Genomic DNA, 24,056 nt, shown 5'->3' on the forward strand with positions numbered 1-24,056 from the left:
GCACTGGGGTTTTTGCATATTGTATGTTTATGAGAGCTGAGGGTTAAGCGGTTTAAGGATGGCATGCAGTCTTAAAATCTGGAATGCATTGCAGGCAATCAGCGGAACCACAATAAACAAGGTTGCACTGTCTACACCAATCTGGAGCACGCCTATCGTCTCCACAATGGTGATGGCTGTCATGAAGAAAAAGGTCGGAATCGCAGCAGCTGCCTTTGTGCTCTGCACTTTGAAATAAGACACAACGACGGCTGTAAGCAGAATGCCTATTCCCAGGATCAGATCAGAGCTTCCTGTTCTTTCAGCTCCGACAAAGGCCCTCAGGAATATAAGCTCGAGCAGCGCCAGCACAGCCAACACAAGCTGTATGTACTGCCACACTTTACGGGAAAACACACCATTGCCCATGTAATTAAGAATCAGGTACGCGAAAAATCCCAGCTGTGCGTAAACGCTAACAAGCATTCCGGAACCAAGCAGAATAAGCAGGTACAGCAGCAGATCCGCTGTGCTTTTGAAATCTATGCCGCCATTCACAATCTGCAGCATAAGTCCCGCCAGCCCGGCTGAGGCAGCCCCTACCAGAAGTGTGGTCCAGAACAGGTGATACCATTTTCTTATACTCAGCCACTTCACCTCCCCAGTGTCAGATTTATTTTACCAAGCTTACCGTCAAAAAACCATCATAACCGCGACATATCCTGTGCACCCGTGCGGCATACTACCCTCAGGATTCCTACAAAGGAGGGCAGCGCCAATGAAGTGGAGGAGTTTGTTGTCTGGAGGCCTGGCATTAAGCCTGGTGCTCACCTTAACAGCCTGTGGAGGAGAACAGAGCAGTTCTTCCAGTCAGATGGGATATAAGGAAATGAAGACAATGGTTGTCGATATATTAAAAAGCGATGAAGGTAAAAAAGCAGTCGAGGAGGCACTAACCTCAAGCAGCGGATCGGAAGGAAGCAGTGTAAGCGGGTTAAGCATGAAAATGATGCCGCTGCAGACCAATGAGCAGATCCGGATTGCGGTTAAGGATACGATCACTGCACCGGAGTACCAGAAGGAAATCGAAAAGATTATGACCGATCCGACCTTTGCCGGTGAGTTCGCCAAAGCCATCAACAGCCAGAGCAAGGAGCTGCATCTGCAGCTGATCAAGGATCCGACTTATCAGAAATCAATTGAAGAAATTATGAAATCGCCTGAAATGATGAAAATGTTCCTGGATCTTACAAAGACATCAGACTACCGCAAGCAGTCCATGACCATTATGCAGGAAGCGATGCAGAATCCGCTCTTCCGTATGGAAGTGCTGGGGCTGCTCAAAACAGTCGTGCAGGACGAGCTCCAGCCTAAGGTTCAGAAGAAAGGCGGAGAAAAGGACAGCGGCTCCGGCGGTGATCAGGGAAGCGGAGGCGACAGTTCGAAGCAGGAAGGCGGAGATGACTCCGGCTCTTAATCCAGAAAAAGAGGCTTATCCTTATGATGTGGATAAGCCTCTTTTGGTGTTTCTGCACATTTTTAATACGGGCTGGTTATTCAAATTTTGCAATCAGCTTGTCTGCAACCTCGGCAAACAATTGCGCCGTCGCAGTCTCCTCTTTATAAACGGATGGTGAAAAGTCAGGCTCGGAGATATGGTTGTCCGGCGCACCAAGCGGTACCTGGGCCAACAGCTCTGTATGCAGCGTCTCCGCCAGTCTCGCTCCGCCTCCGCGTCCGAAGATGTAATCCCGTTTGCCGCACGAGGAGCATTCATAATAGGCCATGTTCTCAATAACCCCAAGGATTTCATGTTCCGTCTGCAGCGCCATAGAGCCCGCTCTGGCCGCTACAAAGGCCGCAGTGGCATGCGGGGTAGTCACAATAATCTCTTTGCTGTGCGGAAGCATCTGGTGAACATCCAGCGCCACATCGCCTGTACCTGGCGGAAGATCCAGCAGCATATAATCAAGCTCACCCCAGCCTACATCACTAAAGAACTGGCGGAGCATCTTGCCGAGCATCGGCCCCCGCCAGATGACCGGACTATTTTCACGGATGAAAAAGCCCATAGACATGACTTTAACCCCGAAGCGTTCTACAGGAATAATCGTTCCTTCCTCGACTACCGGCCCTTCCTCAATGCCCATCATATCCGGAATGCTGAATCCGTAGATGTCGGCATCAATTAGGCCCACTTTTTTACCTTTACGTGCCAGGGCTACTGCGAGATTAACTGTGACTGTCGATTTGCCGACACCGCCCTTGCCGCTGGCCACAGCAATGAACTTCACGCCGGAGTTCTCATCCAGCAGCTCATGGTCCTCAAGGCCTGCTGCATGCCCTTTTAGCGCTGTACCCTCTTCTTGCTCCGGCTTGTCCGGAGAACCTTCTGTACGCAAAATAGAGCGCTCATAGTCGGTTGCATTGCGCAAGCGGATATGGATGTTCTCCACACCGCTTTCGGTAAGCAGATCACGCACCTTCTGCTCCAGCTCCATCCGGCTTGCATCCTCTTCCTCAAGACATACAATGGATAACGAGATCCTGTCCTCTTTAACCATAATGTCGCGGATCAGCTGCAGATCAATAAGGCTTTTTCCGGATTCCTGGTCTTTAAGCGGCTGCAAAAGCTCCTGAATTTGTTCCCTGGTCTGCATCGAGAGCACCTCTGTTTCGTTCCGGACGGGTAAGGCTCCGGTTTATTGTTCTTATTATACCATTACCCCTCAGCAGATTAGTAGTCCCCGTCAAGGCTGCTCCGATGCGTAGCGCAGAATCCCCCTGTAAATGCTGGTGGCCACCTTCCGCTGGTACACATCATCTCCAAGCAGGGCCGATTCTTCAGGATGTGAAAGAAAGCCTACCTCGACCAGCGCCGCGGGCATCTTCAGCATTTTCAGCAGATACACCGTATTCACTGTTTTGGCCACACGGGTTGTATTCTCAAGCGTTGTCCGCAGCTCATCCTGAATAAAGCCCGCCAGTGCCTTATTGCCGTCATTTGCCTGGTAATAAAAGGTCTGCGCCCCGCTCCAGCGGTTAGAAGGCACACTGTTCATGTGTACACTTATAAAAAGGTCAGCCCCTTTCTCCTCAATGCTTCTGACCCGCTGCTTCAGATCCTCTGTTTTCCTCTTGGAGTAGCCCTTTGTCCCTTCCCCGGCAAGATCATAATCCCCCTCGCGCGTCATGACCACAATCGCACCCGCCTGCTGCAGGTAATCCCGTAAATAGAGGGAAACGGACAAATTGATATCCTTCTCGATCAGCCCGTCCTTGCTGACCGCTCCCCCGTCAGGACCGCCATGCCCGGCATCGATTGCAATAATTTTGCCCGACAGTGGCAGGCTCCAGTAGTTCAGCGTTTTGGCAGTAGGCATATCATAGGCTATAATCCCGATCATTACGGCCAGCAGAAAGATCCCTAACATGCTTTTTTTAATGCTGCTCCAGGCAATCCAGACCGAGACCTTCCCTTTCTTCCGGCCAGACATAACAAAGACCCCCTCGTCCCGATAGATTCTACTCATCTATATGGGACAAGAGGGCCAAATAGTACTGGCTATATCATTTAGGCGTGGACCTGTTCGGACATCCCCTCAATCAGAATTTCCGCGACCTCAGGCCGTGTAAATTCAGGAGGAGGGCATTTCCCTTCACGGAGCAGTCCGCGCACCTTGGTACCGGATAAGGTCAGATGCTGATCGGCCGGATGCGGGCAGGTTTTGCTGGAAGCCATATTTCCGCATTTTACGCAGAAGAAGCTGTGCTCGAAGAAGAGCGGGGTAATCCCCAGATCTTCGGCTGTAAAATTCGAGAAAATCTGCTGTGCCTCATAAGTACCATAGTAGTCACCTACTCCGGCATGGTCACGGCCGACAATGAAATGTGTGCAGCCGTAATTTTTGCGGACCATAGCATGAAAAATAGCTTCTCTCGGTCCTGCATAACGCATTGCGGCCGGGAACACGCCCAGGAAGGTCCGGTCAGCAGGATAGTAGTTCTCCAGCAGCGCCAGATAGCTTTTCATCCGAACGTTGGCCGGCACGTCATCCGACTTGGTCTCACCCACCAGCGGATTGAGGAACAGGGCGTCCACAACCTCCATAGCACACTTCTGGATATACTCATGGGCACGATGGACAGGGTTACGTGTCTGGAAGCCTACAACCGTTCTCCAGCCCTTCTCAGCGAAGATTTTCCGGGTATCGGCAGGGTCAAAATAGAACTCTCCAAACTTCTCCGGCTGCGGGCGGTTAAGCACTCTGATAGGTCCTCCTACGTAAGTTGACGGACGTGCCAGCAGCTTGCTTACACCAGGGTGAGCCGGATCAGTTGTTTTGAACACATTCTGGGCTTCGGCCTGCTGGTCCACACTGTAAATACTCTCTACATCGAGCAGCCCGTAAATGACGCCGTCTTCCTCACCGATAAGAGAAACAGTATCCCCCACTGAAAGACCGGACACAACTTCATCCTGTACGGCAAGCGTAACCGGAATACTCCACACAGTACCATCAGAAAGGCGCATATTGTTAACTACGGAATGATAATCCGCTTCATTCAAAAAGCCGGTAAGCGGGGAAAAGGCCCCTACACCAATCAGATCGAGATCGGATATTGTCCATGTATTAATTGCAATCGACTTGTTCTGTGAGGCTTGCTGCAGCAGCTCTTCTCTCTGCGCTCCCTCCACAATACGCTGAATCAGTGTTCCTCCGTGTGGAAGTATAGACGTCATCTGGGTACTCTCCTCCTGTATGTTAACATTTATATGAGTGCTGAATTATTTATGCAGTCCGCATTCTGTCTTCTCGTTACCTGACCATCTGCCGGCACGCGGGTCTTCACCAGGCATTACAGCACGGGTGCATTGTTCGCAGCCGATACTCGGGAAGTTACGGTCATGCAGCGGGTTGTACACCACATTGTTAGCGCGGATATAATTCCATACGTCCTCAGATGTCCAGTCAGCGATCGGATTAAACTTTACAAGACCGAATTTATAGTCGTATTCTACCTTCTTGGAGTTGGCACGGGTTGGCGCCTGATCACGGCGGATACCGGTAATCCATGCTTCATATTGTGACAGGATCCGGGTCAGCGGCTCAACCTTGCGGATCGCGCAGCACTGGTTAGGATCAACACTCCAGAGATTATCACCGTATTGCTGGATCTGCTCATCAACAGAAATTTGCGGCGATACCCGGACAAACTCCATCCCGTATTTGTCAGCCATAACATCTCTGGTCTCATAGGTTTCTTTAAAATGGAAATCTGTATCCAGATAGAACACATCTGTTGACGGGCTTACCTTCTGCAGCATATCTACAAGCACTACATCCTCAGCACCGAAGCTGCAGGCAAAAGTGATGTTGGGAAAAGTCTCTACCGCCCAGCGGATAATTTCCTCCGGCGAAGCATTCTCCAGTTCCTCAGCCTTAACTTTAATCAAATCTTCTTTCTCAAGCAGATTCATTTGTACTCCTCCATCCTAATATATAAAAAACGCATATTCCGTCAATTCCAACTATTCTTATATGGAATAGTATAAGCGATCTAACGCTGAAGTCAACACTTTTATCCATTTTGGGTTAAAGTTTTCAGTGTGAATCGGAATATGCATATTTAGCCTCTTAGCCGGGGGATTTCCATTGCTTTTCTGAGCTTATCAGATACATATAGGAATGGCTTCATTTAGCCTGCCTGCTGCATCCTTATCTTTAAATGCAGGTTCAGCACATTATCTATAATGTTTTGATATACATTTCCCAAGGTTATTCCCCTCCGTTCTGCATAGCCGCCAGCCCCAGACGATATAAAATCGTAATCAGCCTTGCCTCGGTGTATGTGGCCTTGTGCGGTGTATCCATTACAGGGGAACCATTCAGTACTGACGGTGTATTAGCAAAAGCCTGTAACGCATCTTCAGCCCATACTGGAGGGGAAGTGTCCGTAAGTCCCAGCAATGTGGTGCTTAATTCCTTAATCTGATTTGCCTGATCCTTGAAAGTAGCCTCCTGTCGTGTGTATCCCTCTTTAAGGGTATCCTTACTTTTGGTCAATGCTGCAACTGCTGCCTCCAGCTTCTCAATACGTTTTCTTTCCTCTACACGCAATTCCTCCGCCTCCTCCGCCTGCACATCATACTGTGTCAAGATATTTGATTGGATAATACTCATAAGCTTACTGGCATAATCCGGATCGGTAGCATAACCACATTTGTATAGCGCGGCAGTCTGATCTTCCGGCGTCATGGCCTCACGCACGCGATCATACCTGGTTTTGCCGAACAGAAGATCCTGATCCTTATAGAAATTGTAAATGCTTGAGTAAGCCCGCCAGTTGGCCGATGTATTAACCTTTACTCCGTCATATACTTCCCACGTTTTGGTATTAACGCTGCTACCATTCCAAAAGGGTGTTGCTGCTCCGGAACCGACCTTATAGCCGCCAAGGTTGTTCCAGCTATTTATTGTGCCGCCTGTTTCCAACCAATTTTGAGCCAGACGAACACTGGGCAAAATTTCACTTCCTTCGCAACGCACCTGAATAACTGTAGGAATTAAAAGTTTAAAAAATGCTGTTTTAGTGTACTTTTTACTCATTTGCTTTTTTCCCCTCCTTTTGCCTGCTTTCCGGCAGCACCAGGAACAGATCCTTTAGCCGTGTATACATGAGTACTGTAAGAATTAGCAGTCCTGATGCTGTTCCGAGCTGTGCCAGTGCCCAGACTTGAGACTGGATTGCTACACAGACAGCGGAGTCACCAGATAGGCTGCTGAATCTGATCCAGAATGCTACAGCCATCTTGACCGTATAAGCGCCCAAGAAGAAAAATGCAGCCAGCATAAAGAGACTCACGACCCGGCTGCGAAATCTCCCCCGGAAGTACAAGAAAAGCGCGGCTATAAGCAGCAGCGCACAGATGAATGATATTCCGTATGCAAATAACAATACATAATCAGTGACCTCCACGATTAACACCCCGATCGTAAATTAAAAATTCGGCAAATCCATTGTTTTCGATCTCATCCTGAATTTCTCTGGATGCATTTTTATAATGCCGTATTGAAACTGTAACCCCAATGGATGCCCGATGCAGTTCCTTCTCTTTTTCTTTATGCCGGGGTGATAGACGTTTGATCCAATTACTCAGCACGTTATCCTCCCCTATCCTCATCGTTGCTGTTAACAGCAGCATGATCAATTTTCAGCCTTTGCAGCACTTCAAGCGTCGGAGCCATAAAGTCTGCCCGCTCTTTGTCCAGAATTGCCTGAAGCCGATCCCGATCCTCTTCGGCGCGGTCAAGCAGTTCTCGCGGCACCAGGCTGCCCTTAACGATGGATCTTACAATTGTGATCACTATTATCAGCAAAATCAGTGCGACTATATATGCCAGGCCATACTTCTCTGCCAGTGGCAGCAACTTTTCCAGGTTGGATAAATCATTGCTCCCCATCCTCCATCTCCTTTCCTTCCCTTTCTAAATGTAAATAGCCCCCGGAAAACCAGGGGCAAAATAAAAACGCCTGTAACAGCGTAGAAAATTATTATTCTTTAACTTGGTCAATCTGAGGCGTTGCAAGAATATGATCTACCTCGGAAGATTTGAGGAACAAAGGGCAATACGATCGAACTTGTAAATCCGTTACTTTACGTATAATCCACATGTTCAGCACGAAAGAATACATCGTCATTCATCTCCTTCCGCTGGAGATATCATCGCCACTAAAGCATCCATCAAGCTGATAGAGGTCAATTCAGCCATATCCAGCCGCATTTGCAGCCGCTCCATTTCCGTTATGACCGGCGGCCTGCTTGCCTCCGCTTCTTCGTAAGCTTCCCAGGCTGCCTGTAGCTCTAACTCTGTTGGCTGAGGCTGATCCATGTTCCAGACAGCGATGTATGGGCCACGCTCAATAATATCGTAATCCTCCCCTTCCGTTAGCAGATTATAATCAGTACCGTAACGGTAATGAATACCCTCTACTAACACCTCATTGTCCGCTGGAGGCCTGATTTCATAACAAATGAGGCCCTTCTCTTCAGCCCCCAGTCTCAGGACAGGCTCAGGTCCGTTGTCTTGAACAATGAAATCCTGCATTGGAACTGCTTGCGGGTATAATTGCATGATTGCTAATGCTATGTTCATTTTTGTATTCCTCTCCTCCATTTTATGAAACTCTTACTATTCTAAAATGACAGTAATGTCCGTCAGTAGAAAGGTTGATGCTCGATGGGGAATTATGATAAATCCCGAAATAGTAAGAATGACCCGCTACTAAATCCGTTGTTATGCTACCAGACACGATTAAATCATTCGTATTTGAGTTCATACCTCTTGCCAAACACTGATCCTCTTTGCTGTCTTTAAAAATAGATACTTGTGCCCAATATCCGCCGGGCATACCCGGAATAGCAATTACAGATGTTAGTTGGTATTGTCCAGATTGCTGCGGAACAAATGTGGCTGTTGATAGATTCCACTCACCTAAATAGTCAATAAATTCTACGCCATAATTGATTTTAGTAAATACGCCCGTACCAACTGCTTGCCCTGCAGTAGCGAGCGCACCAGCTGCAGCTGTTCTATACTGTGTTGTATTATCTCCCCACGGATTTGTGGCACCCGCTCCATCAGTGACTATCCCACCTTCAGACGTATTTTTCTTAATAGTAGAACTTATAAAAGATCCATTTATGTGAATTCTGCCCCCATATGAAGCTTGGTGACCTATGTTGTTGGAAGATCCGTTGCATTCCTGGACGAAGATCTCACCATTCACATGAGCGTATACAGCTATATTGCTTCTTCCGGTGATTATACTATTGCAGAAATATACTTTTGCAGATTCGACATAAAGGGCAAATTGTGAAGTGGTTACATCTGCGCTGCAATATTGAAAAAATGTCTCATTTGATCCAATAACATAAAATGCATGTGTAGTAGTAGTTGTACTTCTCAATCCGACAATTGAAATACGGCACAAGTTTCTTGCGGAAGATACTCCACCAGTAACGTTGTGGGTAGTAGTGGCAGCGGTCGCACCACTTATGTTCAGTGATCCACGGCCGGTAAACCCTTGAACATTCACAGCTTCGGTGTAAGTTCCTGCTGCAACATAAATAATAACGGTATGATCAACAACTTGCGGAACCATAGACAGTGCTTTGGTTATCGTTTTAAATGCTCCGGCTGCCGTGTTTGCTAACCCCGTATTCATATCGTTTCCGTCTGTGCGGACATAATAGGTTATATCTGCGGTCGTTCTTGCAGCGACACCTTTAACCATGGCATTTTTATCCTTGGTGTACATGTCTCCCGACAAGGAATTGATCTCCCAGGAGTTGAGCCAGGAATTGTTGTCTCCACCAGGAGGTCTATACCAAAACCGAGCTGTTGGAGATGCTGCTGTTGCGTCTAAAGCCAATACTACGGATGGTTTGGCCGTATCCTGCTGAACATTTGCTCCTGTGTCATTTACCCGGATTTGATAATCATTTGTACCTGATCTGTATAGAGTGAGGCCTACCGTATCACCGGAAACCCGATGGGAAAGACCGGCTGCCGCAGTTGCCTCAAATTTTGGACCTGCCAACGTTCCTGTCATAGTATCACCAGATTTTTTCACTACACTGTTTATCTGCCCCTGAATTCCGCTTGTCACCCCGTCCAAATAACCAAATTCCGTATTATTTACGACACCTGTCCCGATTTTAGAAGCATCAATTGCTGCAGCCGCGTTGACATCAGCATTGACGATAGCTCCTGCAGTGATCACTGCTGCTCCGGTTCCCGCAGCCATTGTTATATCTCCAGAAATTGCCGGAAGACGCGCCGCAGGCAGCGTACCGCTGGACAGATCCCCGGCGGATCGCGTAGGCAGATCAGCCAAGGAAGCTCCTGTTTTGTTAATTTTACTCCAGCCAATGGCTGCTGTTGTTGATACATCAACGTCTGAGATGGCCGCAGTAGAATTGACTTTTGACCATCCGATAGCCGCTGAAGAATTGATGTCTGAATCTACTATAGCACCAGCTGTAATCGCTGCTGTCCCCGTACCCGCAGCCATTGTAATATCGCCACTTACTGCAGGTAGGCGGGCTGCCGGCAAGGTGCCGCTGGTTAAGTCGGCTGCCGATTTGGTTCCTAAGTCTGCAAGCGAGGAGCCTGTTTTATTTATCTTAGACCAGCCGATGGCTGCGGCACTATTTACATCAGCATCGACTATGACACCCGGGGCGATAGCGGTAACGCCGTCTCCCGAACTGGTAACGTCTCCGGTATGGTTGGGATGAACATAAGCATTGGCTCCTGCGGCTATGCCGTTAAGCTTTACTTTGTCAGCAGCAATCATAAAACCGTCAGTAGTTGTAGTCACATCTGCATGTGCAGCTCCACCGGAGCCGATATGGGCAGTCAAATTAGTTTGAACAGCATTAGCTTTGGTAGAGGCATCACTGGCCGCCGCGCTTATAGCAGCTGCCTGAGCCGCATTCGCTTTCTCTGTTGCATCCGTTGCTGCCGCAGCTATCGCAGCTGTCTGAGCTGCCGAAGCTTTTGAGCCGGCATCTGCCGCCGCCGTGCTGATAGCTGTATCAACTGTATCCTTTCGGGCAATATCAGCTGCAGCAGATGGAGCGGCCACTTGAGCACGTCCTGATGCATCCCGTTTTATAAGCGTTGAAGCCGTTGCTGCATTAGTTGCTGCGTCAAGAAGCGCTTTAATGGCCGCAATCGTCATGACTGGAAGTGTACGCCAGGTTGCTCCGCCCGTCGTCTGCTTGATCATGTTGGCTAAACCGGAAAAAAGCGCTGTAAGTGAACCTGTATCCACAGACGGGGCAGTTACGTCGGATAAAGTCCGGCTTCCGATCACCGCATCCGTTACTCCCCCATCGGCAAGCTGCGCAGTTCCGACGGCTTTATCTCCGATTTTCGCCTGCGTAACCGCCTTTGCCCCCAGCTGTACTGTCCCTACGGAAGAGTCAGCCAACCCCGACGAAGTAATCTTGGGAGCATCACCGGCGGCACCTGTGTGCTTATGTCCCGCTGACGGGTCAAATTTAGCGTTAACATCTGATTCCCGGGCAAAGACTAGCGAATGATCCATGGTTGCCGTTATATTGGCTGCTGTGCCTACGGTTACAATGCAATCAAAGACCTTCTCGATGATATCCGTCCCGCCGCCGGGGGCTACATAATCTGCCGTAACTCCCGAGTTGGCATAAGCATATAAAATTTCTCCTGCATCCGGATCCTGCGCGAAAACACCTACCTCACGAAAATAAAATCCTGCAGTGATTTCCGCGTTGGATAAAACTGTACCCACAATTACTTTGTTGGGCGGTTGCGTCCGCAATCTCTTAACGGGCAGTGTTTTCTTAGGTGAAATCAGTCCGTTAAGCGCCGGTATGGACTGTCCGCTCAGTGAGCCGTCACCGACTGCAATCCTCGTATAATTCAGCTGTGCGCCCGCCTGCGCCTTTCCTTGGAGCGCCAAGCCCTTGTTGGTTAATATCATTCCGCCAAATACTGCCACTGTAGTCCCTCCTTAAATCGTAATTTGTTCTCCGAAATGCAAAAAACCGCCGATATACAGCGGCAGCCCTTCCGATTGAGAAATAGTAACGCTATCCAGCACGGCAGAGATACGCTTTACCGCATCTACTGCATCTATAAACTCCCGTGCCCGTGCGGCCGTGACATCCGCATTATTGGTAACGACACGAAAGTGGTAGGGATCTCCTCCATATTCCCACCATTCTTCTACAGCCCCCTCCCCAAACAAGATAGCGATAAGATCTTCGACAGCGGCTGCAGTCCCTTTTTGCCGGTGAAATGGAATCGATGTCTTAACCAGCAGCCTTTTTTGCTCCAGCGGCAAGTCTGGATCATAATAGGGCGGCCGGTATTGAACAGCCAGCTCGTCGGTTTCGGCCTCCGTCCACTCCGTCCACCGTCCGAAGATATCCAGCGCCGCTATCATAGCGGTCGTTTCCTGCAGCTGCGTGTCCAGTGAAATGGCTGCCGCTGACATAGCCGGATCGTTCCGCAGCGGAGAGGGCAGCAGGTCAAGCAGGCTTGCCTTTTGAATGTTAATCATCGGCGAGCCCCCCATAGTTGATAGTTGTCATACCCTCCTGCGCAACTTGTGTTGCCGTTAAAGCCGTATACACCGGTGCAGCATTCACCACCCGCAATGCGCCGGCAGTCATGACACGTGCGATTAATTCTGAGGGATTGATATCCCGTCCAAGCTTGGACTTTTGCCAGAGCTGATAAGCAGCAACTGCGGAGGTGACCGCTGCTTGTATAGCGGGCACTTCAGAGACTCTGCTGCGGCTGATGTAATAGGTTATGTTGGTATTGTAGGGTACGGAAGTCGGAGCCGTTACCGTCACCTGGTCCGTTAATGGCCTAATTCCCCGGTCTTCCAGGGTCTCGGCAACAGCGTCAAGCACATTCTGCCCCGGAATCTGCCCGCCGGCAAGCAGAGGGACAATTGTTACCTTTCCATTCCCCGGGGAAAAGGCATGTACGTCCAAAATGGCCGCGGAAGTGGATTTTGCCCAATATTCATATGCCCCCTGCGGTCCGGCTGTGCTGTAGGAATCCGGAGCAGTCCGGATCCGCTCCCTGAATGCCTCGTCCGACTCTTTTTCCGCTCCGCCAGTGGTTGCCGTCAGATTGGCTACGGACTGTATGAAGGGAAGCTGGTCCATCAGAACATTAAGTTGTCCCGGCAAGAAGCCGTTCCCTGTTGTACCTGGTGACGAGCATACTGCCGATACCGCACCGGCCGTCCCCCCTGCAGGTATCTCCAAATATTCCTCTGTTACAAAAAAAATAGAGCCGTCGCCTCCCTGCACTCCAATTCTTGTTCCCTGCGGAACCGCAATAGGGAAAGACAACGGAATTGACAATGTAAATTGCATAGTAGTGATCGCGGCGGAAGCCGATAAACGCTCAGCCCCCTGAAATAGCCCCATATGATCAAGCTGTATGCCGGATGCATAGCGGAGCAGGTTACTTTTGGCCGTCTGGTTTATAAGCACCCTCTGCTGGACGATAATAGCAGCCAGCGAAGATAAAAACAGCCGTACCGGATCGGCAGGCTGCAGTGTTCGGCCGGTCAGGCCTTCATATACAGAAATTATGTTTTGCTGGATTTCAGCCGCCTCTTCAGCAGCAAACTGGATATCCGGTAATTCTACAGCTTGTGCCAAGTCATACCACCTCCTCCTTTAAGATGTACTTTATTACTGCCCGTAAGTGCCCGGCTAAAGCATCTGGCAGTCCTTCTTTAAAAGTGATCTCTGTAAGTTGGGCCCGTGGTTCCTGTTCCGTCACGGCAGATATGATTTCACTCATCATGCGAGTTTTCCTAAAGGGATATGGCGTATCCAGGCTGCCGAAATCCAGCCCGATGCTGCGGGCTAACGGTGTACTGCCAAGGGGTGTGGTCAGAATCGTACGTATGTTCTGCTCCACCTCTTCGGCAATCGTAGCCGGCGCAAAATTAATGACGGAAGGTTGCGTCATATCCAAAATAAATATCATTTCACATACTCCTCCAATGCAATATCAACTGTTGCAGCATAGACATGCCCCCTGTTGTCGATATGCTCCCATGCCTGAGACAGGCTTGTTATTACCCATAGTCCTGTACCCAGACCCTTGTTTCCTATAACCAGCGGGAGTGCCCTGCCTGCACGCTCCAGTTCTGTAAGACGGTCAAGTTCGGCCCGGGGATTGAGTTCACGGCTCAAAACAAGACGCATAGTAAAGGAGATTGAATCAATTCCCGGTCCCAGCCATTCTTTTTTAGGTTTTTTCCCCAGGATATCATGCTGCGTCCATCGGCCTGCACTGCTCCGTGTCAGGTCCTGGAAGGTCAGAATCTTGTCTTTTTCTTGGTCAACCATAAATATTACAGGTCCAAATGCTCCAATCGTATAATTCTCCGTCGCAGTTCCGCTCACATTACACCTCCTGAACTGACAACATTACCGGTAACCGTTAAATCCCCTTCAATTTTCATGCCGCCGGAGGCTTTAATAACAAGTTGGCGTGCACTGCGGTCATAATATACAAAGCTGCCGTCCTCAAACCATACGCCATGCTGATTCCTGTTACCTGGAGCTGTTTCCTTTGATCCATAGTAGGTTCCCAGACAAAAGCCGGCGGAATAGCTGTTCTCCAATATCACGCAAAGAACAGTCTCCCCCGGCTGCGGAACAGTATTTCCGTGTCCCCATCCGCCCGGCATAATGACCGGAAGCGGAGCAGACACCAGGTTGTCCCGTTCCGGAAAGGTGACCCGCACGCTGCAGGAGGACGGATCTGCTGTGGAGACTTGTCCAATTAAAATCATGTCTACCACCCCAATACCTTTCTGATCTCAAGCTCTGTTGTATAGCCGCTGCTACCGATCACATGCCTGGCAGATTCGATAATATATTTGCCGTCAAACCGCTTCCAGCCCTTAACATTAATCGTTAATCCGGCAGCCATTCTTATATCGCCCATCAGGGACAGCGTTCCTCTGCCGCCCTCCTTATTGGACTCCCGCAGCCTTTTGCGGGCCAGCCGTAAAGCGGCAGCCTCATCGTCAACCTGCTCAGTTATCTTCAGCACCGGACCGGTTTTTGGAGCACCCTCAGGGACGAACATTGCCTGCACCGTTCCCTTGTCATTGGGCGGTGTGTATATTACGGTGCATGCCCTGTATGCGGAGTACGCCGTATTCACTGAGAATCCAAACCCCGTCACATTATCCTTACCTCTGGTGATAGTAGCAATCGGCGCCTTTTTCTCAAATACAGATTCATCAAACAGTACCAGATTGCCGCCGGATACCTTAATGGCAATTCCTTCACGGGTTACTGTCTCTAATAAAAAGCCCAGATCCGACTGCCGTGTCTGCTCCAGATGATCATATGACGGATTATCCTGGGCTTCGTATACCAGCTCCAGTTTGGCACGTTTGGCAATTTGCGCAGCAATCGTTTTTAGATTCGTCTTTTCCCAGCTGCGCGAGCTGCGCTGCATACGGATCTCCGAGGTAATCGGCAGGGATACAGCCTTGATCGCCACCGTATCCGGCGGTCCGCTAAACTCAATGCTGTCCACTTCAAATGTCCCGAGCGGCAGCTTTTTAATCTCACCAGGCCCATCCCAGTTCATAGTCCGGATTGTAGCCTTGATGGAATCCCCTTCGGCTGGTGCCCAGGGTCCCTGCCAGTTGCGCGCCGCATCCTCCAGAGAAATAGAGATATCGTCAAGCTGTCCAGAAGCGGCATCACTATATTGAAAATCAGTTAGCGAGTCGGCAATATCCTGCGTGACATCTTTCCCGTTATATTGAAGCACCAGCATTGCTCTGCGGGCATTTTGCGGTAGTTCCAAGTCTATCCCTCCCTTTTCCAAGGCGGAAGTGTATCTGAGACATCTGCAGGCTTATCCGGAACGGTGACTGCGACATTCCCGGAAAAAATTACGGTCTGCGCAAGCTTCGGATTAGCGCTGATCAGCAGCGTCATCAAATACTCATCGCCGTACAGCTTAAAAGCAATACTATCCCAGGTGTCACCTTGTACTGACTTATAGATCACTGGAAGCTCACCCGCCTTTGCTGCTGAATCATCCGCTGAAACCGCTGCTCAAATGCCGGCTGCTGATCCTGTATTGCTTTGGCCACCTCAGCTGCAATAGAAGGAGTTCCGCCTTGAATAGTAACCTGGGGAGCCCAGGTCACCTGAATGTTCCCTTCATTTACGTTATTGGAGCTGGAATAGCCCATCAGATCATTAGCTTTCTCCAAAAGCGAGCGGGAGCGTGGTTTAGTATTGAGCGGAATGGCTATCTCCGGACCAGCCTCACCAAAGATAGAAGGGCGTGTGGCGATCCCCCCGTCGGCGTATCCTTCGAAGCCGGGATCATGTTGAGCCAACCGGTTTAGCTTCTGGCCAGCTACAGTCCTCAAATCGGGTGAGCCGTCTTCCTTCATCGTCTTATGGAGCACTTGCCAGTCTTCATCCGAAAGACTGAAATCAGGAACCTGTCCGGTTTGTTCCCAAATTAGTTGCAGATTAATCTTTTTGGCATCCGGTAGCATGTCCACTTCTTGGTTTAATATTGCCATATCACTCATTGCCTGATTAAACTGATCTTTTTCCGCACTGGATAACTCATTGTACTTCCGTGCCTTCTCTTCCAATGAGCCGCCCAGATCTATTTCAACCAGACGTCTCTGCAGATCATAATAAGAAGCAAAGCTCTGCTGTGCTTCATTCAATTCACTTTGAGTCTTTTCAAGCTTGGCATTGTAACTATCAAATGACTCTGCAATATCTGCGTAATCGAATTGAAGAGTTGCCCAGTTGCTACTGTAATCCTTACCAGTGGACTTCTCAATTTCCGTAGCTAAAGCATTCCGCTGCTGCCCTTTTTGTTCATCGCTGGCATTGCTGTCATTTATTTTTGTGATTTGGTTCATGTACTCTAAATAATCCCGGTAAGACACTTTTGCTTTTTCATATGCAGCATTCTGCTTATCAAGATTCGCAGTCAGTTCTGAATACTGATCCTCAAGCTCCGGCATTTTCCCCTTAGCCTCGAGTGCATCATGCTCGATCTCCCGCTTGCTCATATCCTTCCGGGAAGCATAAATATCTTCAACCAAATCCAGCTGTTCCCGGAACTTGCTGTTTTTAGAGCCTTCTGCGGATAAAATATCCGGATTCATTTGGATCAGCTCTTGCTCAACCGACTGCAGTTTTCTTCTGGCCTCCGTTAATTCATCTGCCGGAGTCTTGACTTCTTTAATTTTTTGGGTCAGCCGGTCATACTCGGTAATAAGCTCTTGGTTCCTCTTACTTGCCTGATCAATCTCTTCATAGTTGTTATAGGCCTCGCCAAGTGAGTCACCCATATTCAGCAATTCCAGCCGTGCCTCTTCCTGATGCTTCTTATAAGTCACTACACCTGCTGTGATTAGGCCCAGCGCACCTACAGCAATCCCTACCGGGCTAGTGAGCAGGCCCAGTGCACCGGCAAAACCGCCTGCCGCTCCGCTTGCCCCGCCCGCGGCACTGCCTATGCTTTTAAAGCCCTGGATGATTTTTAGCGTGTTAGTTGTGATTGCTGCTGCAGGAGCTGCCAGACTGAGCACCATCATCAGCTCTTTGTTGCTGCTCATCCATTGCGCCAGGCCCTGAAGCAGCGGCATCACACTCTCACCAAGCGGAATAATCAGCCCGGTCATCATTTCCCTGCCAATTGCCTGAAACTGCTGAGTCAGAGTACTGTATTTTACTGCTGCCACTTCTTCCATGGTTTGCTTTGTCATGTCAAACTGATTCCGGGTACTCCCCAGAGCAAGGATCGCATCACTACCCATATCCGCAAACTGGCTGCCGAACAGCTCACCGGCAATTTGCGCCTGTTCAATGGGGTCTTTAATTTCTTTAAGCTTCTGAATCACTTGCTCCATTGCCTGTTTTCCGGATAGCGAGCCGTCTGCGAGACCTTTAAAGATCTCCTCCCCGCTGCCAAGCGTTTTTTGGAGCTCCTTCATAGCTTGTTCTGCGGAATCTCCGCCTGCATTCAAATCGTTAACCAGGACATCTGCTGCCTTTTTTCCGGCAACCTTTAGCAGATTGGCATATTCGGCGGATCTGGTACCACCTTTTACAAGTGCTGCACTGAACTTCTCCAGCTGCTCCGGTGCAAACAGCTTGTAAATAGCTTCTTTGACCGAATCTGAGTCACCTGTCACCGCGGTGCTGAACTCCTTCACGGCATCCGCTACACCGCTCAGGGACGTAGCCCCATGCTCTATACCGGTACTGAATACACTGAACATCTCACCAGCCGAATAGCCCATTTTATCAAAATAAACACTGTACTCACTGGCGGTGTCCAGTAATTCACCGGAACTATTGAGCCCTTTCTGTGCACCTTGGGCCATCAGGTTGTACGACTGCTCGGAAGTAATGCCAAACTGCTGCATCATGGCATTGACCGCTTTTAATGAATCAGGAACCTCCCCTTTAAAAACGTCCCTGAAGGTGATAGCATTCTGCGTCGTCTTCTCCAGCTCATCTCCGCTTTGCTGCAGCACCTGCTTCACAAGTGTCAGTGAATCACCTAAATCCTCAAACCCCGTGCCATAATTTTGCCGGTAGAGATCGTTAGAGATCTCCCCCATCTCTTCCATCTGTTCTGCCGTCAGCCCGGTAGATGCCTGAAGTTGAGCCATTGCATCTGCAGATTGGTTCATCGCATCCATAATTTTCGTGAGCGGTTCTATACCTTCTTTGATCTCGGAGAATAAATCTGTTTTTTCCTGGATCCCTTCCAGCAATCGCCCGAGTCCGCTGGTACTCTCACTCAGATCGTCTACGACATTGTCTGCATCATCCGCATCCCGGCGCAGATTCTCAAATCCCGGAAGACGCGAGAGCTCCTCAACCATTCTGGCGATCTCTTGTACGCTGTCTTCAGCCTGTCCAACCGACCGGCGGAAGGCGGGTGTTACGATCGCATTTAATTGAAAGATAATATTAGTGCTGCCTGCTGCACCGCTTGATCCTGCCACGTGTTATTTCCCCCTTCCCTTCAGCCGGGCGACCCGCTCTACCCAATCGCCTACTTCTCCCAGCGGCAGCGAGAGGAAATACGGAATTGGAGTGCAGGTGTTCATGGCCAAAAGAGCGGCGAGGTCTTTGATCCCCCCGCCGCCCACGCAGCCTATAGCAGCAAAAAACTTTGTGCCCTCAAGGTCAGCTTAGTGAAATCCTTTGCTGAAAGTGCGCGGATCAATCCCACATGCACCCCGGCGGCTTTTGCCACAATATAGGCCTGATAGGCTTTGTTAGTCTCCTTGACCAGTTCACTTCCCCCTTGTCTTGCCGTTTCAGCCTGATACTGGCGGTCACAGACGAGAATATCTGCTCCGGTCAGCTTGTCAAAGTCAATATTTAAGGATTCAACAGTGTTCCCCTCAAAAGTAACAGGCCGGGCGAAAGTGTAAACTTCCGCCGTGGCCTCCTCACTTACATTTTTTTGTTCAATGTCCATTGTTCAGTGCCCCCTTAATTCATTGCCAAGTTAGCTCTAGTATCATTCAGATAATCCTTACCATGCACTTTATGGATATAGTTGTACTTGTCAATCTCCAGTACTGAAGCCTGATCCAGGTCAACCTTCAGATAACTTACCGAGAAATTATTAGTCGTTTCCATCGTTGCGGCCGGCTCCAGATTTCCAAGTGACAGTCCCAACGGTCTCGCACGGACTGTAACTTTAAGGGATGACTCCTTATATTCGCCTGACGAGGTATCAAATGTTTGAATGGATGCACGCAAATCTAATGAATGACTCACCGGAGCCAGCAGTTCAGCAGCAGCAGCTTCCATAGTTCTCCAGGTTAGAGCCAGGCTCATTGCACCTGTTTGTCCAGGGGAAGGGGCCTCCATTTCTCCGGCTATCCCCCCACCTTTAATGGTTTCTACTAGATACGTAATCTCCGGCAGTGTGGCAGTAGCAGTGCCCAGATATTTTGTACCGTTCAGGAATACCGAATAATCAATTACCCGTTCTGATCTTTTAGGCATGTTGTTCCTCCTTAGGCTACTAGTGCAGCCAAATATGTTGTGTCGTACTCAAGCTGGAATGAGATTTCCTGTGCCGGTCCTGGCGGTGTGATGTATAAATGGAACGTAATTTTACCCGCCATCAGGTCTGCCGCCTGATTTTCGGAAGCATTAAATTCCACGCGTCCGCCCAGTAGCGCACCGGAGGCGGTGAGACCATTTAACCAAATATTTACGGAGTCCGTAACCGCAGCAATCAGCCGCTTGTTCATCGGATCATCTACCTTCTGCATATAAGTCAGAATCAGGCTGTTGCCGATCCAGTTAAACATGCGGCGGACCGGAATAAAGCTGTCCTTGGGATCCGTTGATTCGGGAAATGCTCCCGTGTTGTTTCCCCAAGCCTTCCAGCCGCTTGTCCCTAGATTTACAGCTGTCATAATACCGAGGCTGTTCATGTAACTCACTTGATCGATACCAAGATATAGACTTGTTCCGTCTGAGAGTGCCGTGCCGTCAGCCTGAAGCGCTTTATTCGACGGGGATACGAAAGGAACGCCACCGTTATGGGTATCTGTCGATGTAATCAGCCCTGCCAGCTGTGTGGAAAAGTGATACTGCTTTTCTCCCAAGGTAAGCATCGGATATGAGGCAATTTGAAGTGATCCATTATAGTTGTTATCCGACTTCCAAGCGCCTGCATCACTGTAGGACTGTGCAGGATCAACATCAGTAAGCGCCATTGCCTTAAAATTGCCGTTAATATTTCCCGCTTTAGCTCTCATTACCGCAGCGACTGCAGGAAGATGAGACCAGCCCGGTGCAAGCAGCAAATCCGGAAGGATACCGAACCGAGGATAGACCTGATTAATCAGTTCGAACCCGGTGTAATCGCCTCCGGAAGTTAAACCACCAATAATATCATTCATATCGACAGCCTCAGGGCTAACCTTGTCATAACCGATGGAGAGTTGCACGGTATTAGCCGCAATGGCTCCGCTTGCTTTTGTTGTAAGGACCACACGTCCATCTTCATCAAATGCTGCTGTAAAGTCCGTACCTGCCACATAAGTTGAATTACCGTCGGAAGATCTGACTTTGAGTGTTGTCAGCAGCACTCCTTCATCATTTAGCATCGCAACACGGTTATTAACATTAACTGCCGCCGGAGCAACAGTAACTTTGTGGTTAGCAGGATCAAGGACATTGACCAATATCAGCGGTGCCTTTTGATACAATACAAAATGGGAGTGAACCAGCTCGCAGAGCGAATAGTTTGTCCAATCATCACTGTATCCCAGAGCGGCTACTGCATCCGCATAGGTGTAAGCCAAGACCGGCGTGTTTACCGGAGCGGCCGAAGAAGCCAGATGAATCGGTGCTGTACCTACCGCGAACGGTATGCCGCTTGCAGCCTCTGCTGGTGCCAGGACAGATGTCGGTTGTTCAATAATGTTGATTCCGTGTTTATAAGCCATTCATTAGTTCCCCTTTCCTAAAAGCCGTTGATAAGCTGCATATTCTGCTGTTCCGGCCTTAACAATACGTTCCTGAATAGCAGCAATTTCTTTAACCTGAACAGTAAGCTCTGCTACTTCCGGCATTTCAGTATATAGAGACTGTAAATAGGCAGGCACTCCTGAACGGAAAACCGTTGACTGCAGCAGACGGCCTCCCGGCAGATTCGGCCCCAAGTAAATACTGGCCGTTTCAACTGCAGGCTCGTCCGTCTCGGCAACATCGTTCAGTACACTTTCTTTCAACTCATTCGTCATTTCTGGTTTCAACTGCTCCACCAACATTTTGATTGTATTCTTCATCCGGCTCACAATTCTACCTCCTGTCTAATTTGGGGCAATGCCCATGTGGTTGTAACTTCCCCAGTCCACTCTGGTAATGATTGATCCTCACTCAGCTTCCATTTCCAGCTGTCATCAATAGCAAATTGCTTGGCGATGATCCTTTTTCGCATCAGCAGAATACGTACCCGCTCCATGAGGCTCAACAAATCAAGCAAGCCTGAGCCTTCTTCCGTCATAGTCCCAAACAGAAGTTTGATCTTAGTCATGATGTTGTCCTTATTTCCTTCTCCTTCCTCAGGGCGGATAATAATGAACGGATATGCCGGCTCCTGCGGTTCTGTAGGTAGAGCACCTATATGCACTGCCGGAAATATTGCCGCATCGTCAGCCAGCTCCTTTTCCAGAAAGGTTTGAATCGCTTTAACCAGTAAATAATTTGTCACTGCGCTCCTCCTTCCAAGGCAGATTTACTGCGATGTATCTTATGAATCTCACCTCCTTTCCTGCTTCGCGCTATCCTTAAGTTAATTGGTCTTTCTATCCATACGGGGCATTCACTAGACAAACGATGCTGCTTTTTTAGAGAACACATAGAATTTCTGCTACAAGCGGAGTAATTTTTCTCTGCGCCCGCTGAATGTACTCACTTACACTGCCTGCAGAGATACCGAGCATTTCTGCTACTGTGGCATGCGAAAAGCCTTCGCCATGCGTCAGCATATAACATTCCCGCTCTCGTCTGCTTAAGGGTTCCAAAGCGAACTCAAGTAATGCCTGCTGATCTTCTGATAACCCTGCCTTAGTGCAGTAAGTGGTGTCATTGCTGAATCTTTGCATACGCGCCGGTTCTAGCGGAATTTCCCGTTCATATCCGGCTCTGCGTTCAATACCTCTTCTGTTACCGGGACGTCTGCCTGTTGAAAGCCACTCAATTACATATTTACAGTCACTAATCATTCCGGAAATAATTTTTTTATCAGCAGCATCAGCGATAAAATAGGCATTTTCGGCCTGTTTCAGCGATTTACGGTATTCCAAGAGCATTTCATGATGATCATTTATATGCGGACTCTCTATCATATGCATACCTTCCCCTCGCTTATATACTCAATTGCGTATTTATCAGTTATATTATATTCAATTTCGTATTATGTCAAATAATATTTTCAATTAAAATACGATATTGAACATTTACATTCTAAACAAGGCTCCTTATAATAAAGAGGTAATGGGAAAGAACATATAATTATTTACTTTGCTCAAAGGAGGGCTACCTGTGCGGAGGGCTGAGGTTTTAAAAAAATTAATTGAGGAAACTGGCCTGAATACAAAAGCATTTGCAGAAAAGGCAGGAATTCCCTATACTACACTCAGGTCAATGCTAATGCGTGGTGTAAGCGGAGCATCAGTGGATAATGTAATTAAAGTTTGCCGTGCACTCGGAATAACGACGGAAGAAATGGACAGGCTGGCCTTTAGACCCGGGGAGGCAAATTCTTTTCAGCAGGAATATGCCGAATTCGAGGCCTTTATTAACAACCCCGAGCATAGCTTGTTTTTCAAGGATTATCTCGAAGCTCCGGAGGAACGCAAACGGGAGATGCTAACCTTCTGGCACTTTATTAAAGATGCTGAAAAGAAGAAGGCAGAGGACAAGTAATTAAATAAAACATGCATGATCGTGGTTTCAGCCAGCGAGCTGTTTCCACGCACCTATATATACGAACATACATTCCCTTCAGGAGGAAGCTAATGTTTAAACATTATAGAACAACACATCTCGAACAGTTCATCGAGCAGCTTTACTTTGAGAACCATATTACAGCTCCAGAGCAGATTACTATTCATGGGCTTGCCTTAGCCCTTAACATTCATACTACATACTCACCCATCAGTAGCCGGGCCTATGAGTCTAATTCAGGTATACGTTGCATTCTTTTGGACAGCCGTCTCCCTCCAATGAAACAACGTCTTGATTTCCTGCATGAGCTCTGTCATATTCTCCGGCATGTCGGTAATCAACTGATTATGCCGGACTTTTTCATTAAGTCTCAAGAAATCGATGCTGACAAATTTGTTCTTTATGCATCAATGCCCTACTTTATGATTAAGTCTCAGCAGTTGCCCGGGGATTACAATCAGACTATCGAGCTACTATCCGGCACTTTTGGTGTTCCAAAAGATATGGCAAAGATACGATTTGATCAAATTCTACGCAGAGAATATGAGGGTGAACTAACGAGCGGATTAGCTAATTACAACCGTCCAACAAGCAGAACAAGCCAACAGCCGGAATACCCTGATACCACTAATATATTTGCCTATTATGACCCACACAGCACTTCTGAAGGCCCCGACCAGCTAATTATCTGTTTGGATTACAAGACATTGACTACACAATACGAGCTACTTATCCCCCGTGATGAACGATTCAAAGAAATTGATTGGGAGACTTTAAAGAATATTGCGGTAGAATCCACAATTAGTGGCGATATTGTTTGTTTTGACGGCCAAATAACTTTACAAATTCATAGGCTGGTCTTTAGAAACGGGTTTTCTAAACATACTTTTGTTGTTCACATGCGGGAGGTCGAGCAGCTAATTGAAACGGATCAGCGAGTAACACGAAGGTTTAATTAAGAGGAAAATAATTCTAAGAAAATAAA

28 protein-coding genes are annotated in these 24,056 nt (G+C 48.5%); 3 read left to right on the top strand and 25 right to left on the bottom strand.

Annotation, left to right across the window (positions count from 1 at the left end; translation table 11 throughout):
* Positions 1-27: 27 nt before the first annotated feature.
* Positions 28-636, bottom strand: coding sequence for a KinB-signaling pathway activation protein (locus NST84_RS27250; protein ID WP_342563175.1), 609 nt, complete (start codon positions 634-636; stop codon positions 28-30).
* Between the two features lie 121 nt (positions 637-757).
* On the opposite strand from NST84_RS27250, the gene gerD reads away from it, so the two are divergent.
* On the top strand, positions 758-1,456 hold the full coding sequence (gerD, locus tag NST84_RS27255) for a spore germination lipoprotein GerD (RefSeq protein WP_342563176.1): 699 nt from the start codon (positions 758-760) through the stop codon (positions 1,454-1,456).
* A gap of 76 nt (positions 1,457-1,532) precedes the next feature.
* Here the strand turns inward: gerD and NST84_RS27260 are convergent, their stop codons facing one another.
* The 24 genes from NST84_RS27260 to NST84_RS27375 all read right to left on the bottom strand — a co-directional run bounded on the left by NST84_RS27260 (position 1,533) and on the right by NST84_RS27375 (position 22,470).
* A complete protein-coding gene (locus tag NST84_RS27260) occupies positions 1,533-2,639 on the bottom strand; it encodes an Mrp/NBP35 family ATP-binding protein (protein WP_342563177.1) in 1,107 nt (368 codons plus the stop codon).
* A gap of 90 nt (positions 2,640-2,729) precedes the next feature.
* The gene (gene cwlD / locus NST84_RS27265) at positions 2,730-3,476 is read right to left on the bottom strand and encodes an N-acetylmuramoyl-L-alanine amidase CwlD (protein ID WP_342563178.1); all 747 of its coding nucleotides are present in this window, start codon (positions 3,474-3,476) and stop codon (positions 2,730-2,732) included.
* 77 nt (positions 3,477-3,553) lie between these two features.
* On the bottom strand, positions 3,554-4,723 hold the full coding sequence (sat, locus tag NST84_RS27270) for a sulfate adenylyltransferase (protein WP_342563179.1): 1,170 nt from the start codon (positions 4,721-4,723) through the stop codon (positions 3,554-3,556).
* 45 nt (positions 4,724-4,768) lie between these two features.
* On the bottom strand, positions 4,769-5,461 hold the full coding sequence (locus NST84_RS27275; RefSeq protein WP_342563180.1) for a phosphoadenylyl-sulfate reductase: 693 nt from the start codon (positions 5,459-5,461) through the stop codon (positions 4,769-4,771).
* A 298-nt stretch (positions 5,462-5,759) separates the two neighbouring features.
* A complete protein-coding gene (locus tag NST84_RS27280; RefSeq protein WP_342563181.1) occupies positions 5,760-6,590 on the bottom strand; it encodes a glucosaminidase domain-containing protein in 831 nt (276 codons plus the stop codon).
* Positions 6,583-6,846, bottom strand: coding sequence for a hypothetical protein (locus NST84_RS27285; RefSeq protein ID WP_342563182.1), 264 nt, complete (start codon positions 6,844-6,846; stop codon positions 6,583-6,585). The genes NST84_RS27280 and NST84_RS27285 overlap by 8 nt, the downstream gene beginning before the upstream one ends.
* Before the next feature lie 100 nt (positions 6,847-6,946).
* Positions 6,947-7,144, bottom strand: a complete 198-nt coding sequence (locus tag NST84_RS27290) for a hypothetical protein (protein WP_342563183.1) — start codon at positions 7,142-7,144, stop codon at positions 6,947-6,949.
* 1 nt (position 7,145) lies between these two features.
* Complete coding sequence (locus NST84_RS27295; RefSeq protein ID WP_342563184.1) at positions 7,146-7,445, bottom strand: hypothetical protein; 300 nt, start codon at positions 7,443-7,445, stop codon at positions 7,146-7,148.
* Between the two features lie 234 nt (positions 7,446-7,679).
* Complete coding sequence (locus NST84_RS27300) at positions 7,680-8,138, bottom strand: XkdW family protein (RefSeq protein ID WP_342563185.1); 459 nt, start codon at positions 8,136-8,138, stop codon at positions 7,680-7,682.
* Positions 8,139-8,160: 22 nt separating this feature from the next.
* Entirely contained in the window at positions 8,161-11,511 is a 3,351-nt protein-coding gene (locus tag NST84_RS27305) for a hypothetical protein (RefSeq protein WP_342563186.1), read from the bottom strand.
* A 30-nt stretch (positions 11,512-11,541) separates the two neighbouring features.
* The gene (locus NST84_RS27310) at positions 11,542-12,093 is read right to left on the bottom strand and encodes a phage tail protein (RefSeq protein ID WP_342563187.1); all 552 of its coding nucleotides are present in this window, start codon (positions 12,091-12,093) and stop codon (positions 11,542-11,544) included.
* Positions 12,086-13,216, bottom strand: coding sequence for a baseplate J/gp47 family protein (locus NST84_RS27315; RefSeq protein WP_342563188.1), 1,131 nt, complete (start codon positions 13,214-13,216; stop codon positions 12,086-12,088). The genes NST84_RS27310 and NST84_RS27315 overlap by 8 nt, the downstream gene beginning before the upstream one ends.
* A 1-nt stretch (position 13,217) precedes the next feature.
* Positions 13,218-13,550, bottom strand: coding sequence for a GPW/gp25 family protein (locus NST84_RS27320; RefSeq protein ID WP_342563189.1), 333 nt, complete (start codon positions 13,548-13,550; stop codon positions 13,218-13,220).
* A complete protein-coding gene (locus tag NST84_RS27325) occupies positions 13,547-13,972 on the bottom strand; it encodes a phage tail protein (RefSeq protein WP_342563190.1) in 426 nt (141 codons plus the stop codon). The genes NST84_RS27320 and NST84_RS27325 overlap by 4 nt, the downstream gene beginning before the upstream one ends.
* On the bottom strand, positions 13,969-14,364 hold the full coding sequence (locus NST84_RS27330; RefSeq protein WP_342563191.1) for a phage baseplate assembly protein V: 396 nt from the start codon (positions 14,362-14,364) through the stop codon (positions 13,969-13,971). Before NST84_RS27330 ends, NST84_RS27325 begins: the two co-directional genes overlap by 4 nt.
* A gap of 2 nt (positions 14,365-14,366) precedes the next feature.
* Entirely contained in the window at positions 14,367-15,398 is a 1,032-nt protein-coding gene (locus NST84_RS27335) for a contractile injection system protein, VgrG/Pvc8 family (RefSeq protein ID WP_342563192.1), read from the bottom strand.
* 2 nt (positions 15,399-15,400) lie between these two features.
* Positions 15,401-15,604, bottom strand: a complete 204-nt coding sequence (locus NST84_RS27340; RefSeq protein ID WP_342563193.1) for a tail protein X — start codon at positions 15,602-15,604, stop codon at positions 15,401-15,403.
* The gene (locus NST84_RS27345) at positions 15,601-18,591 is read right to left on the bottom strand and encodes a phage tail tape measure protein (protein ID WP_342563194.1); all 2,991 of its coding nucleotides are present in this window, start codon (positions 18,589-18,591) and stop codon (positions 15,601-15,603) included. The genes NST84_RS27340 and NST84_RS27345 overlap by 4 nt, the downstream gene beginning before the upstream one ends.
* Before the next feature lie 152 nt (positions 18,592-18,743).
* Positions 18,744-19,073, bottom strand: a complete 330-nt coding sequence (locus tag NST84_RS27350; protein WP_342563195.1) for a phage tail assembly protein — start codon at positions 19,071-19,073, stop codon at positions 18,744-18,746.
* 14 nt (positions 19,074-19,087) lie between these two features.
* Positions 19,088-19,609 (bottom strand): phage major tail tube protein, encoded by a 522-nt coding sequence (locus tag NST84_RS27355; protein ID WP_342563196.1) that lies wholly within the window; start codon positions 19,607-19,609, stop codon positions 19,088-19,090.
* An 11-nt stretch (positions 19,610-19,620) separates the two neighbouring features.
* On the bottom strand, positions 19,621-21,066 hold the full coding sequence (locus tag NST84_RS27360) for a phage tail sheath family protein (protein WP_342563197.1): 1,446 nt from the start codon (positions 21,064-21,066) through the stop codon (positions 19,621-19,623).
* Positions 21,067-21,069: 3 nt separating this feature from the next.
* Positions 21,070-21,417, bottom strand: coding sequence for a hypothetical protein (locus NST84_RS27365; protein WP_342563198.1), 348 nt, complete (start codon positions 21,415-21,417; stop codon positions 21,070-21,072).
* Positions 21,414-21,833: a hypothetical protein gene (locus NST84_RS27370; protein ID WP_342563199.1), complete on the bottom strand. Its 420-nt coding sequence runs from the start codon at positions 21,831-21,833 to the stop codon at positions 21,414-21,416. Before NST84_RS27370 ends, NST84_RS27365 begins: the two co-directional genes overlap by 4 nt.
* A gap of 136 nt (positions 21,834-21,969) precedes the next feature.
* On the bottom strand, positions 21,970-22,470 hold the full coding sequence (locus tag NST84_RS27375; RefSeq protein WP_342563200.1) for a sigma factor-like helix-turn-helix DNA-binding protein: 501 nt from the start codon (positions 22,468-22,470) through the stop codon (positions 21,970-21,972).
* A gap of 196 nt (positions 22,471-22,666) precedes the next feature.
* On the opposite strand from NST84_RS27375, the gene NST84_RS27380 reads away from it, so the two are divergent.
* Together NST84_RS27380 and NST84_RS27385 are read left to right on the top strand one after the other, a co-directional pair.
* Complete coding sequence (locus tag NST84_RS27380; protein WP_342563201.1) at positions 22,667-23,050, top strand: helix-turn-helix transcriptional regulator; 384 nt, start codon at positions 22,667-22,669, stop codon at positions 23,048-23,050.
* A 92-nt stretch (positions 23,051-23,142) separates the two neighbouring features.
* Positions 23,143-24,030, top strand: coding sequence for an ImmA/IrrE family metallo-endopeptidase (locus NST84_RS27385; protein ID WP_342563202.1), 888 nt, complete (start codon positions 23,143-23,145; stop codon positions 24,028-24,030).
* The last annotated feature ends 26 nt before the right edge of the window (positions 24,031-24,056 follow it).

The organism is Paenibacillus sp. FSL R7-0345, from assembly GCF_038595055.1.
In the GTDB taxonomy this organism is placed as follows: domain Bacteria; phylum Bacillota; class Bacilli; order Paenibacillales; family Paenibacillaceae; genus Paenibacillus_AQ.

Bases quoted from the DNA above. Each gene is read 5' to 3' on its own strand.
- gerD (WP_342563176.1), top strand. From the start codon at position 758: ATGAAGTGGAGGAGTTTGTTGTCTGGAGGCCTGGCATTAAGCCTGGTG.
- NST84_RS27260 (WP_342563177.1), bottom strand. From the start codon at position 2,639: ATGCAGACCAGGGAACAAATTCAGGAGCTTTTGCAGCCGCTTAAAGAC.
- cwlD (WP_342563178.1), bottom strand. From the start codon at position 3,476: ATGTCTGGCCGGAAGAAAGGGAAGGTCTCGGTCTGGATTGCCTGGAGC.
- sat (WP_342563179.1), bottom strand. From the start codon at position 4,723: ATGACGTCTATACTTCCACACGGAGGAACACTGATTCAGCGTATTGTG.
- NST84_RS27275 (WP_342563180.1), bottom strand. From the start codon at position 5,461: ATGAATCTGCTTGAGAAAGAAGATTTGATTAAAGTTAAGGCTGAGGAA.
- NST84_RS27280 (WP_342563181.1), bottom strand. From the start codon at position 6,590: ATGAGTAAAAAGTACACTAAAACAGCATTTTTTAAACTTTTAATTCCT.
- NST84_RS27295 (WP_342563184.1), bottom strand. From the start codon at position 7,445: ATGGGGAGCAATGATTTATCCAACCTGGAAAAGTTGCTGCCACTGGCA.
- NST84_RS27300 (WP_342563185.1), bottom strand. From the start codon at position 8,138: ATGAACATAGCATTAGCAATCATGCAATTATACCCGCAAGCAGTTCCA.
- NST84_RS27305 (WP_342563186.1), bottom strand. From the start codon at position 11,511: ATGATATTAACCAACAAGGGCTTGGCGCTCCAAGGAAAGGCGCAGGCG.
- NST84_RS27310 (WP_342563187.1), bottom strand. From the start codon at position 12,093: ATGATTAACATTCAAAAGGCAAGCCTGCTTGACCTGCTGCCCTCTCCG.
- NST84_RS27320 (WP_342563189.1), bottom strand. From the start codon at position 13,550: ATGATATTTATTTTGGATATGACGCAACCTTCCGTCATTAATTTTGCG.
- NST84_RS27330 (WP_342563191.1), bottom strand. From the start codon at position 14,364: ATGATTTTAATTGGACAAGTCTCCACAGCAGATCCGTCCTCCTGCAGC.
- NST84_RS27350 (WP_342563195.1), bottom strand. From the start codon at position 19,073: ATGGACATTGAACAAAAAAATGTAAGTGAGGAGGCCACGGCGGAAGTT.
- NST84_RS27355 (WP_342563196.1), bottom strand. From the start codon at position 19,609: ATGCCTAAAAGATCAGAACGGGTAATTGATTATTCGGTATTCCTGAAC.
- NST84_RS27360 (WP_342563197.1), bottom strand. From the start codon at position 21,066: ATGGCTTATAAACACGGAATCAACATTATTGAACAACCGACATCTGTC.
- NST84_RS27375 (WP_342563200.1), bottom strand. From the start codon at position 22,470: ATGATAGAGAGTCCGCATATAAATGATCATCATGAAATGCTCTTGGAA.
- NST84_RS27385 (WP_342563202.1), top strand. From the start codon at position 23,143: ATGTTTAAACATTATAGAACAACACATCTCGAACAGTTCATCGAGCAG.